The sequence below is a fragment of the Anaerocolumna sedimenticola genome (assembly GCF_009931695.1).
Classification (GTDB): domain Bacteria; phylum Bacillota; class Clostridia; order Lachnospirales; family Lachnospiraceae; genus Anaerocolumna; species Anaerocolumna sedimenticola.
Genome location: NZ_CP048000.1, coordinates 5,412,194 through 5,424,667, shown reverse-complemented (window position 1 = coordinate 5,424,667; position 12,474 = coordinate 5,412,194). Strand labels below are relative to the sequence as shown.

At 37.1% G+C, this 12,474-nt stretch carries 11 protein-coding genes; 9 read left to right on the top strand and 2 right to left on the bottom strand.

Going from position 1 to position 12,474, the window contains the following annotated elements; genetic code table 11:
* Position 1 precedes the first annotated feature (1 nt).
* The 4 genes from Ana3638_RS24210 to Ana3638_RS24195 all read left to right on the top strand — a co-directional run bounded on the left by Ana3638_RS24210 (position 2) and on the right by Ana3638_RS24195 (position 5,169).
* Positions 2 to 1,357, top strand: coding sequence for a family 4 glycosyl hydrolase (locus Ana3638_RS24210; protein ID WP_161840311.1), 1,356 nt, complete (start codon positions 2 to 4; stop codon positions 1,355 to 1,357).
* 209 nt (positions 1,358 to 1,566) lie between these two features.
* Complete coding sequence (locus tag Ana3638_RS24205) at positions 1,567 to 2,853, top strand: glycoside hydrolase family 125 protein (protein ID WP_161840310.1); 1,287 nt, start codon at positions 1,567 to 1,569, stop codon at positions 2,851 to 2,853.
* Between the two features lie 190 nt (positions 2,854 to 3,043).
* On the top strand, positions 3,044 to 4,609 hold the full coding sequence (locus tag Ana3638_RS24200) for a hypothetical protein (protein ID WP_161840309.1): 1,566 nt from the start codon (positions 3,044 to 3,046) through the stop codon (positions 4,607 to 4,609).
* A 44-nt stretch (positions 4,610 to 4,653) separates the two neighbouring features.
* Positions 4,654 to 5,169, top strand: coding sequence for a GNAT family N-acetyltransferase (locus Ana3638_RS24195; protein ID WP_161840308.1), 516 nt, complete (start codon positions 4,654 to 4,656; stop codon positions 5,167 to 5,169).
* 170 nt (positions 5,170 to 5,339) lie between these two features.
* Here Ana3638_RS24195 and Ana3638_RS24190 read toward each other — a convergent pair whose 3' ends face one another.
* Positions 5,340 to 6,056: a pre-peptidase C-terminal domain-containing protein gene (locus Ana3638_RS24190; protein WP_161840307.1), complete on the bottom strand. Its 717-nt coding sequence runs from the start codon at positions 6,054 to 6,056 to the stop codon at positions 5,340 to 5,342.
* Between the two features lie 203 nt (positions 6,057 to 6,259).
* The gene (locus tag Ana3638_RS24185) at positions 6,260 to 6,475 is read right to left on the bottom strand and encodes a hypothetical protein (protein WP_161840306.1); all 216 of its coding nucleotides are present in this window, start codon (positions 6,473 to 6,475) and stop codon (positions 6,260 to 6,262) included.
* A gap of 453 nt (positions 6,476 to 6,928) precedes the next feature.
* Between Ana3638_RS24185 and Ana3638_RS24180 the strand changes: the two genes are divergently transcribed.
* The 5 genes from Ana3638_RS24180 (at position 6,929) to Ana3638_RS25610 (ending at position 12,434) form a co-directional block, all read left to right on the top strand.
* Positions 6,929 to 8,638 (top strand): methyl-accepting chemotaxis protein, encoded by a 1,710-nt coding sequence (locus Ana3638_RS24180; protein ID WP_161840305.1) that lies wholly within the window; start codon positions 6,929 to 6,931, stop codon positions 8,636 to 8,638.
* A 286-nt stretch (positions 8,639 to 8,924) separates the two neighbouring features.
* On the top strand, positions 8,925 to 9,293 hold the full coding sequence (locus Ana3638_RS24175; protein WP_161840304.1) for a CidA/LrgA family protein: 369 nt from the start codon (positions 8,925 to 8,927) through the stop codon (positions 9,291 to 9,293).
* A 96-nt stretch (positions 9,294 to 9,389) separates the two neighbouring features.
* A complete protein-coding gene (locus tag Ana3638_RS24170) occupies positions 9,390 to 10,082 on the top strand; it encodes an LrgB family protein (protein WP_161840303.1) in 693 nt (230 codons plus the stop codon).
* A 184-nt stretch (positions 10,083 to 10,266) separates the two neighbouring features.
* Positions 10,267 to 12,108 carry a glycoside hydrolase family 3 C-terminal domain-containing protein gene (locus tag Ana3638_RS24165; protein ID WP_246240609.1) on the top strand — a complete coding sequence of 614 codons (1,842 nt, stop codon included), beginning with the start codon at positions 10,267 to 10,269 and terminating at the stop codon, positions 12,106 to 12,108.
* Positions 12,078 to 12,434 carry a fibronectin type III-like domain-contianing protein gene (locus Ana3638_RS25610; protein ID WP_246240606.1) on the top strand — a complete coding sequence of 119 codons (357 nt, stop codon included), beginning with the start codon at positions 12,078 to 12,080 and terminating at the stop codon, positions 12,432 to 12,434. Before Ana3638_RS24165 ends, Ana3638_RS25610 begins: the two co-directional genes overlap by 31 nt.
* Positions 12,435 to 12,474 lie beyond the last annotated feature (40 nt).

The window sequence follows — 12,474 nt, the reverse complement described above, 5'->3', positions numbered from 1 at the left end:
TTTGAAGATAACAGTAATAGGCGGAGCCGGAGTAAGGACAGTTATTTTTATTAACGGTCTGCTAAACCGCTATAAAGCTTTAAATATAGATAAAGTAGTGCTTTATGACATAAATCAGGAAAAGCTGCAGATAATCGGTAAATTATGTACACATGTAATTAACCGTAACCATAAAGATCTTAAGCTGGAAACGGCTGATAATCCCATAGATGCAATTAAAGATGCCGATTATGTAGTAACTACACTCAGAGTTGGCGGAGATCATTCCAGAGTAGTAGATGAAACCATCGCACTGAAAACAGGGGTCATAGGACAGGAAACCACAGGTGTGGGCGGCTTTTCCATGGCAGTACGTACGATTCCGGTTCTGATTGAATATTGCGAATTAATTAAGCAGTATGCACCGAATGCCTGGATTTTTAATTTTACAAATCCTTCCGGTCTGGTTACCCAGGCCTTAAGAAATGCGGGTTATGACCGGATCATCGGTATCTGTGATGCGCCCAGCAGTACGAAATTCCGAATGGCCAAACACCTTAATGTAGATGAAAAAGATCTTTATGTCGAATTCTTTGGATTAAATCATTTATCCTGGATCCGCAGCGTGAAAAAATACGAAACTGAAATTTTACCGGATTTATTAAAGGATGATGAATTCTTAAAGGGCATTCAGGAATTTTCCATGTTCGACCCCGAATTACTTCGTTCCATTGGTTTTCTTCCAAATGAATATTTATATTATTACTATCATAGAGAAAAAGCTCTTGAAAATATCTTAAAATCCGGAGCCACAAGGGGAAAAACCATTGAAGAGGTGAATATCCGGATGATGGACGAACTTAAATCCATGGATATGGATACGGATCCTGAAGGAGCTTTACAGATCTTTTTATATTACATGGCGGTTCGTGAAAATTCTTATATGAGTATCGAAACCGGAAGTGATAAAAAAGAAGTAATTGAAAAAGGTAACCTGGAAGTACCGGATGGTATGGGTTATGCCGGAGTTATGTTAGACTGTATTGAAGGACTGCAAAGTGAAGAGGGTAATTACCTGGTATTATCCGTTCAAAATAATGGCTGTATCACAGGACTTGAGGATGAAGATGTCATAGAAGTTACCTGTAAGGTTTCCAAGGCAGGTATAAAGCCGGTACCAATCGGAGAAGTACCGGAATCAAATTATCTGTTGATCCGTTTCATAAAGTTGTATGAAAAACTCACGGTGCAGGCTATTAAAACCAAATCAAAAGAGAAAGCGATACAGGCTCTTACGTTGCATCCTCTTATTAATTCTTATTCCTTGGCGAAAGAACTGGTGGGAAAATATGATGAAGCCTATGGTGGGATTTTTTAAATAGGAAATGGCTTTCAGAAAATAAAGCGGATTGAAATATCCGCTTTTATTTTCTGAATATACCATACAATGGATACGAATTTCATAGCTTCAGTTGCTTTAGAGCAAAATTAAGCTCTGAAATTGTATCAATTGCATGGTTATAATACGAGAATCTGGTTTCACAATTACCTGTTAATTAAATTTAATTATTGGGAGGTATATGAATTATGAATTTGGAAGAAAAAAAACTTAAACTAAACCAGGCAGTGGAAGAGATTGCAGAAAAAATAGCAGTTCAGTTTAAAGACAATAAGAAATTATATCAGACATTCAAGAATTGTTTTGTGAGTACGGCGAAAACCACAACTAAGTTTTTAGATAACGGAGAAGCTTTTGTATTCACAGGGGATATTGCTGCCATGTGGCTCAGGGATTCTTCCGCCCAGGTTGTCCATTATCTCCCATTTATGAAAGATTATGAGATCATTGGGGATTTCGTACGGGGATTGATCAAAAGGCAGATGCGCTGCATTTTAATTGATCCGTATGCCAATGCCTTTAATGAAGAAGCGAACGGAAACTGCTGGGATGTGGATATAACAGATTCAACACCCTGGGATTGGGAGAGAAAGTATGAGGTGGATTCCTTATGTTATCCCGTATGGCTGCTGCATGAATATTGGTCTTTATTAAAGGACAAAAGCATCTTCACAGATGAAGTTAAGCAGGTATGCAGACTAATTATTGAGCAGTGGAAGAAAGAACAGAATCATGATAAGGACTCTGCATATTCATTTATAAGACTTAATTGTCCGGAGTCTGACACTCTTACCAGAGAGGGACGGGGGGAACCGACCGGTTTCACAGGAATGACCTGGTCAGGATTCCGACCCAGTGATGATGCCTGCAAATACGGTTATCTCATTCCTTCCAATATGTTTGCTGCGGTTGCGCTAGGGTATATAGAGGAATTTGCTTCGGAAATTTTTAAGGATTCTGTCCTGAAAGAACAGGCGGCCGGTTTAAGAGATGAAATTCAAACAGGTATCAGAAATTACGGAATACTTCATCATGAAGAATTTGGTGATATTTACGCTTATGAAACGGACGGTTTAGGTAATTACAACCTGATGGATGATGCGAATGTGCCCAGTTTATTATCTCTTCCCTGGATTAAGTACACCGATGTCTCGGATGAAATATATCAGAATACCAGACGGTTTATTTTAAGCAAAAAGAATCCTTATTATTTTGAGGGGACATCGGCGAAAGGAATCGGAAGTCCCCATACTCCTGATCAGTATATCTGGCATATAGCTCTAACCATGCAGGGATTAACCGCTGAAACAAAAGCGGAAAAAGAGAGTATATTAGAAGTTTTACTTAATACGGATGGTGGTAAGCAGGTTATGCACGAGGGCTTTTACTGTAACAATCCTGAAGTATTTACCAGGGAATGGTTTGCCTGGGCGAATTCCTTATTTGCTTTATTTGTGATGGAATTAAATAAATAGATTGCATGATTCAAGCGTCAAAAGCCAATTTTATATTATGGTTTCGTCAATTTGCACAATTACTCATAAAACTATATGAATCATAACGTGAATAAAAGTTATGAATGTACAAATCAACGAATGTAAATTATTTGTATGGCTTTTTACCCTCAAATCATGTATAAACATATAGAAGGAGAGTAGCGATTTAGTGAAAAATTATACCTTTGATACTACAATTGAGAAAGAAGTTTTGGAGAATTATTTGTCCAGGGCCGTAACGGCAGCATTTTTCATTCATACGAAAACCCTGGAAGATGATTTAAGGGCTATAAAAAATATGGGAGTAAAATTTATTGGCAGGGCGTCAGGAATCTGGACACCGGACCCAGATGATGAAGAGCATTTTAGAAAATCAAAATATCTGGCAGACCGGGTACATGAAGTGGATACAGAGATTATTTTACAGGCCTGTATTTTTGAAGCCGTTTATCGTCATATTGAAAGTTTTAAAGTACCGGCTTATGTCTTTGAAGCTTTTGGATTAGAACCGGAAGAGAGAGGATTTCATTTTGATGCCATGAAATTTCCGGAAGAACCGAAAGGTTTCATCTGGGGAGAGGATGGTGCCTTACCGGATATTAACCGGTTGGAAACAAGAATGTGGTTTTATTACCGTGCGACGAAATATATCGATGCAGGGTATGAAGCACTTCATCTTGGCCAAATCCACCTGTATACCGCCAATGACCGGGGAATGGTCAAAATGTCCGAACTTATCGACATGATCCGAGCTTATGGGAAAGAACATGCAAGACGTCACAAAATACTGCTGGATGCCCATAGCCACGGCATCAGTATTCGAGGAAGATTATTGCTCGATTATAATGCAATGCCTTTTACAAGGTATCCGGTGTTAGACCGCGAAGGGGAAAAACTTGTCTTAGTCCGGGAAGGATTCAGCGAGGGCGGGGTAAATCCAAATGGCTGGAGTGCGGATGTTATGCCTTATCTCATGGAATACGATAACTGGGGAGGCAAAGTGGCTGGTGATTTTGATACCTGTACCTATGAAGAGAGAGCATTTAAAGACTGGTGGGGTTATGACCAGATCGGATGGTTCGCCAATCAGGATAACGAAGGGCAAAAGCATTTTCTGGAGTATACCTATAAATGGACTCAGATTAATAATGTGAATGCCTATTTTGAGGTACCGTTTCGAAGAGGACTGGATAGTGCGGCCGTACGAATGAAACGAGTTGATAACGGAGAAATGGATTACCAGGATTATTATCAGATTAACACAAAAAGTTCGGAATGTCCCATGGGATTTAGTCAGGAAGAAACAATGAAGGAAATCTGGTCTATGGGAGATGAATTGCGTAAAAAAGCGGGAAATCCTTCTGATTTAATTGAATACGGCGGAAAAAATATATATGATGAAGAGACCGGAATGAAACTGCCTCAGAAGATAGTGGTATATGGCAGTTTTCAACCTTATGTCGGTGCGGTGAAAAATGATTCAGGCAGCGATGTAACCCGTATGTATTATATAGGAAATAATACATATACCCTTTCTGTCATTATTCCTTTTGCAGGAGAATATGATTTTGCAATTTCTACTTATGGGACTTTATCAGCAACCTATTCTTCCGATACCTATCCCAGAAGCGGATCTACAAATAAAAGTTACTTTAAAGTGGAGAAAGATAATACGGTGGTACAGTTTCGTTACACCTTTTTAGATAATATTGTAACAGTAGAAACATTTGAATAACAATATTACTAACTTTCTTTGTAAATTTACAGGAGATTAAATTTATGACAATTTATGAAACAACAATACCTGATTTTAAAATAAGGACAGCAGAAGAAAAGGATGTAAATTTAATATTAAATTTTATCAGGGAATTGGCAGAATATGAAAAATTATCAAATGAAGTAGTTGCTAATGAAGAAATTCTCTATGAATCTTTATTTGTGAAACATCAGGCAGAAGTAATTATTGGTGAATATAAGAACCTGCCCGTAGGATTCGCTTTGTATTTTCATAACTTTTCCACTTTTTTAGGAAAAGCTAATTTATATCTGGAAGATTTATATATAAAGGAAGAATACCGTGGTCATGGTTTTGGTAAAGCAATGTTTGGATGTTTAGGTAAGATATGTATGGAACGTGGCTGCGGGCGTTTGGATTGGTGGTGCCTTGACTGGAACGAATCATCTATCCGGTTTTATAAAAAGATGGGTGCAAAAGCTATGTCCGACTGGACCGTTTACCGTGTGGACGGACAGGCACTGGCAGAGTTAGCCCACAGGGTACATTTCAAAGGGTAATTTTATAGTATCTGAAAGTTTTTATAATCCAAAAGACGGATAACAACGGCCTTTTAATCCGCGCAGTTGTTATCCGTCTTTATATTATCATATTCCTGGGATGGCGTATGCCCTGTTTTTTTCCTTAAAACCTCCACTATTGGAGGTTTTTATTCGTTCATAATTTTAACTTATTTATTTAATTTGATATTATAAAAACCGGATGTATTTTTTGTACCTTTCGTTATCTTAATGTAATAAGTACCCTTTGGTAGTTTAGTAGATGTCCATGTCTCAGCAGCAAAGGAAGCATCTTCTTCTACGGTATCCAAGGTTTCCGTAATAGAACCGCTGATTCCGCCGCCGTAGAATTCCAGTTTTACATTACCTGAAGAAACACTTCCGGTAAATGTTATTTTAACAGCCTGGGTTTTGGTAAGTGTTATTTTATACCAGTCAACCTTACCGGTTTTATCCGTTGCAGTCACAACGCCGGCCAGGGATTTTCCTGCAGTTAAACTTTTAGCTTTGGTTTTTGTGGTACCGCTTACGTCGGAAATTGCTTTAAATGTATACTTTACCCGGAAAAGCTCAGAGGAACTGTCAACTTTTAAGTAATAAGTTCCTTTACTTACAGCAAAACAAACTTTGCCGGTTGAGGATAAATAATATGTTTTGTCGGAAAGAGCTTTTTTACTGCTGTTTAACAGTGTAACGTAACTGGAGTATTCAGATTCAACATTAACGGTAACACTACCTGTTTTAGGAGCGGTAAATTTGTAGTAAATCGGTTTCTGGGTATCCGTATTACCGGAACACACCCAGGTTTTGTCTTTTAAAGTTCTGTCATTTCCATTAATAAACTGGGAGGCAAAAGCAAACATATAATTATCGGGAGCCTCATCCAAAGTATAATCACTTACTGTGAATTTAAGATAATAAGTGCCTTTTTCCGGAATTTTTGCTTCACTGTTATAAGAACTATAACTGATTTCCTCAGTACAAGCTTCATCAGCATAAATGTTTAAATAACCATATGCGGATACATATTCCTCAGAGAGCTGTGCACTGCAGATAAGGAGTCCCTTTTGATCAAGAGTGATCGGCAGAACTACTTCTTTCGTATCCCCGGTACATATACTTTATAGGTTTTTATTTTGTCAAATTCTGCATCACTTCCGGTATTAACGACATAAGATGACAATTCATTAACGGCAGTACCGCTGTCAAGATCCTCCGCATACCCGGCTGCAAAAGCTTTCATAGAGGGGATGCATAGTAAAATAAGCATAAAAATCCCTAAAACTAATCCAAATCTTTTCTTCATGATATAAATCTCCTTTTCCCTATTATACAAATATAAGCAATTGCGAAACTCCATTATTGCATCGATATACCATGCAATCAATGCGTTTTAGAGCCAAATCTGTCCCAGGGGCAACCAAAACTCTGAAATTCGTATCAATTGAATGATATATCCAAAAAATAAATAGTCTCGTAATTACCTATTTATACGAATACTATTATATTGTATTTTATTTCCTAATACAACAAAATTTGACATATATAGAACTAAATACCTATATATTCTTATCAAATCACAAATTTCCTCATATTAACTGCAAATTGTCTAATAAAATCATTTTCTGGGTGAAAATATTGTATAAAATAATTAAAATGTAAAAAAAGTAAATTGCATGTATAGTCAAATTGTGGTAATATATATCTATAATTTACAAATTTTTATAATAAATTACACGAATGAATGGGGGTTTATAATTTGTTAAAAACGATTAAGAGTAAAATGATTTTCCTGGTGTTTATTTTATTGTTCTTTATTATTGGTCTAAGTTTATATTCCTTAATGGTTCTCCGTAATGTAAATGAAAAATCGGAAATTATCTCAAACCAGATGTTACCCAATATTATCAGTACCGAAGAATTGAATACGGCAACTTCTAATTTTCGTAATTTGGAATATGAACACATTATTACCCAGGACAAAAAAGTAAAACAGGAAAAAGAAGCTGCTATGGCAGCATTAAAAAAATCCATACAATTGACCCTTACTAGTTATAAAAATACATCCAAAACACAAGAAGTTAAACAGTTAATCCAGACGGTGGAGCAAAATTGGAGCCAATATTTATCCTTACATGATAAGGTAATCGAATTTAGTTTAAATTTAAAAACCATTGAAGCCATGCAAATAATGAACGGGGATTCCAAGACATCTTATGATGCGGCTTCAGGGGCCTTACTTAAATTAGTAGAGCTTAATAAGAATAAGGCAAATGCGGAGAAAGTAGACGGCGACAAACAATATGCCGCTGCAGTTAAAATCAGTTATGTATTTGTTATTATCGGAATACTATTCAGTGTAATAATTGTATCTGTCATTATCAGTTCCATTTTGAAATCCATTCGTATATTAATGAGGGAATTGAATCTTCTTTCTGATAAAGGAGGGGATTTAACCCAGGAAATAAAAGTACCATCAAAAGATGAAATCAGTCACTTAGCCAGCAGTATTAATAAATTCATTTCTAATATAAAATTAATTGTCGCTTCCGTAAATGATAACTCTGACAGCACGGAGAACATTATTAAACATATTAAGATAAACATGACAGAACTGAATGAAAGTATTGAGGCTATTTCTGCCACTACGGAGGAAATATCTGCAGGTATGGAAGAAACAGCTGCTTCTACGGAAGAAATGACTGCAACTGCCCAGGAATTAGTAAAATCCATTCAGACAATCACCGATAAATCTGTACAGGGAGCTGTTAAAGTGGGAGAAATAAGCAGCCGGGCTGATGAAGTAAAAGCATATGTAACTGCTGCACAGAAAGAAACTTATACATTATTGTCCAGTACGAAAGGTAAATTGGAGAATTCCATACAAGATTCAAAGATTGTAGAAAAAATAAGCATATTATCCAATGCCATTATGCAGATAACAGAGCAGACTAATCTCCTTGCTTTAAACGCAGCCATTGAAGCAGCAAGAGCAGGAGACGCAGGTAAAGGGTTTTCTGTAGTAGCAGAAGAAATCAGAAAATTAGCAGAGGAATCCAAAAATGCGGTAGAAGAGATACAGAATATAACCAGCAAGGTGACTTTGTCAGTTAACAGTCTATCCGATAATTCCAATAATCTTCTGTCGTTTATGTCTACCAATATAGAAAAGGATTATAAGATGTTCCTTGATGTTGCAGGTAAATACAGCGAAGATGCTTATTTTGTTGATAATATGGTAACAGATTTTAAAATGACATCCCAGATGTTATTATCCTCTATTACACAGATTATGTCCACAATGGACGGTGTCGCAATCGCCGCAAATGAAGGTTCGGAGGGAACAACGGAGATTGCCCAAAAGGTTGTGGGAATAAACAGTATGTCAATGGATGTTCTTAATAAAATAATAAACGCTCAGGAAAATGTTAATGAATTAAAACAGGAAATCTCCAAGTTTAAGGTTTGACACATATAATAAATAACCTAATAAAGGCTGCCAATCTCATTCCATTGAGATGGCGGCTTTTTTGTTTCATAGGAAAGTTTTCCAATCTTTCCTATGAAACAAAAAGCCCGACCGGCAGGATGCTCATGTGCACGCAAATCCTGGTTATATGCAATTTATAACTTGACGCATTTTGACGAAAGTACTAAAATTATTGTGGTTATTAAATTGGTTCTACCAATAAGAGAATATATTGTGAAGTTTTTAATTTTTCAAACACTAAAAATTGAAAGGTATGGTGTCAGAAATGAAATATATGAATCAAGTGGGTATTATTCTGGGTATTACGTTTCTTGGTGAAATGATACATAGTATAATACCTCTGCCAATTCCGGCAAGTATTTATGGATTGATTATTATGTTATTCTGTTTGTATTTTAAACTTGTTAAAGTGGAAAATGTAAAACAAACAGGAGGATTTCTTATTGAAATTATGCCGTTAATGTTTATACCTGCGGCAGTAGGTCTCCTAACCGCCTGGAAAGATTTAAAATCCATATGGATAACGATTATAATAATTACAATTTTAACAACAATCATCGTTATGGCAGTTACGGGAAAGACGGTACAGGCAATTATAAGTAAGGATAAAGATAGGAAGGTTGAAAGAAAATAAAACAGAGAAAGGGTGCCATATTTGGATTCTTTCAACTATTTTTATTTATGGCAGTAACACATTAGACTGCAAATGTGTTATGTAATGGGTGTAAAAATGAAAGAGTTTCTGACTAATTCCGTTTATTTCGGAGTAATAATCAGTATAGCGGGATATATCATAGGAATAAAAATTAAAAATAAGTTTAAAAGCGGTTTATTCAATCCTTTGCTTATTTCCATTATTATAGTAATGGCAGCACTATTATTATTGGGTGTTGATTACGAAAGTTACAATACCAGTGCGAAATATCTAAGTTATTTATTAACCCCTGCTACGGTGTGTCTTGCGATTCCGCTGTATCAACAGCTGGAGTTATTAAAGAAGAATATGAAAGCAGTGATACTTGGTATCCTGGCCGGAATTATGTCCAGCTTGATTAGTGTATTGGCTTTAGCATACCTATTCGGTTTAAATCATGAGCAATATGTTACTTTATTGCCAAAATCCATTACAACAGCAATCGGCATGTGTGTTTCAGAGGAATTGGGGGGAATAACCACAATTACCGTTGCAGTCATTATCATTACCGGAGTACTTGGTAATATCATTGCTGAGCTTATTTGTAAAGTGTTTAAGATCCAGAATCCTATCGCAATCGGCTTAGCTATCGGAACGTCTGCTCATGCCATCGGAACGGCTAAAGCAATGGAAATAGGAGAAATTGAAGGAGCCATGAGCAGTCTGGCTATTGCTGTTTCCGGTATATTAACCGTTGTTGGCGCCTCAATATTTGCAAATTTTCTGTAGAATAAAAACTTAATAGAATTTTGCATGTAAAAATATACCATAATAGCTTTTATTATGGTATACTATTTTTGTTGACTAAAAATATTGGCCTGACTGAATAAAATTAGAAAGGATACCACAATAGGCTTTCACAAATAATTACTGTGGTAAAACACAGAAGAGTGTGGTATTTAGGATAAAAATTATGAAAGAAAATCAACTGGAAGAACTTATTGGTATCATGACTTTGGATGAAAAAATTGGTATGATTCATGGAAACCAGTTATTTCAGACAAAGGGAATAGAAAGACTTGGGATTCCTCCGTTTATCAGTTCCGATGGACCTATGGGATGCAGAATGGATTATAAACCAGCCAGCTGGCAGGTGATCGGACAAAATTATGATTATACCTCTTATCTTCCCAGTAACACTGCACTTGCAGCTACCTGGAATCCGGATATTTCTTATGAAACTGGTAAAATACTCGGCAAAGAGGCAAGGGGACGAGGTAAAGATATGATTCTTGCACCGGGAATTAATATGATGAGAACACCCCTGTGCGGCCGCAGTTTTGAATATATGGGAGAAGACCCGTATCTGGCGGCAGAGATGGTTGTGCCTCTCATACAAGGGATTCAGGAAAATGATATAGCAGCCTGTGTAAAACACTTTGCAGTGAACAGCCAGGAAACAAACCGTACAACCGTAAATGCCATTGTAGACGAAAGAACATTGCAGGAAATCTATTTTCCTGCGTTTAAAGCAGCCGTGCAAAAGGGAAAAGCAGCGGCTGTTATGGGAGCATATAACAAACTGAATGGATCTTACTGCTGCCATAATGATTATTTGCTTAATGAAGTGTTAAGAAAAGACTGGGGATTTGACGGTTTTGTCATATCCGACTGGGGCGGTGTAAAAGACACTGTGGAAGCAGCCTTTCATGGTTTAGATATGGAGATGAGCGTAACAGATAATTTTGATGAATATTATATGGCTGCTCCGTTAAAGAAATTAGTGGAAGAGGGGAAGATTCCGGAAAATATCATAAACGATAAGGTGAGAAATATTCTTCGGGTTATGAATAGGCTTAATATGCTGGATGGTGAAAGAAAAGCAGATTCTTATAATGATACAGAGGACCGTATACAACTTCGGAAAGCAGCAGAAGAATCCATTGTTCTATTAAAAAATAAACAGAATATACTGCCTCTTGATGAAAAGAAAATAAAACATATTCTTATCGTCGGTGACAACGGGGATAGATTGCATGCCCTTGGCGGTGGAAGTGCGGAAATTAAAGCACTGTATGAGATTTCACCGTTGCTTGGTATGCATATGCTTCTTGGAGGAAATGTTACAATTCAATATGAACCCGGTTATTATACTTCTGTTGTGGGAAACGTTTGGGATGAGGGCTGGCAGGCAAACAGTCTGGAAGAAGATTCTGCATTCTGGAACAGGGAAGACAGTAAAAATTCTGAACGTGCAGAAAAGAACAGGGAATACAGGCAGAAAGCTTTGGATGCGGCAAAAAATGCCGATGTGGTTATCTATATCGGAGGTTTGAACCATGATTATGATGTGGAGGGTATGGATAGACGCAGCCTTAAGTTACCGTATGGTCAGGATACTCTTATATTAGACTTGCTTTCTGTCAGGAAAGATCTCATTGTAGTTATGATGACAGGTTCACCGGTAGATATGAGCGCCTGGCTTGATAAAACCGATACCCTGGTTCAGACCTGGTATAACGGTATGGAGGGCGGTTATGCCCTGGCAGAAATATTATTTGGAAAAGTGAATCCATCCGGTAAGCTGCCGGAGACTTTCCCTATGACACTGGCTGATACACCCGCCTGCCAATCGGGAATTTCCCAGGACGATAAGGAAATAATATATACCGAAGGTGTTTTTATTGGATACAGGCATTATGATTCCAATCATATAAAACCGGCATTTCCATTTGGATTTGGGCTGTCCTACACGGATTTTTCTGTTACCGGGGGGAAGTCAGATTGGAACAGACAGAAGAGACACTTCAGGTAAAAGTTTCAATAACCATTACGAACGTAGGTAAACTTCCAGGTGCTCAAGTTATACAGATTTATACCGGATGTGCCGAAAATGTGCAAAAACCGGTGGAGCGGCCGCAAAAAGATTTAAAAGCTTTCCAAAAAATCAGCCTTAATCCGGGTGAGAGGGGCAGAGTCACCAAAACCCTTGATGGCAGTGCATTTGCCTACTATTCCCCTACTGAAAAATGTTTTGTCGTAGAACCGGGTGAATATACCATATATATCGCTACTTCCAGTGCGGATATAATTGAGACACACAAAATTAAAATCAATAACAAAATGAAATATAGTAAATAAGAGAATTTAGGATTAAAGCGGTAAGTATGCGTACCGCTTT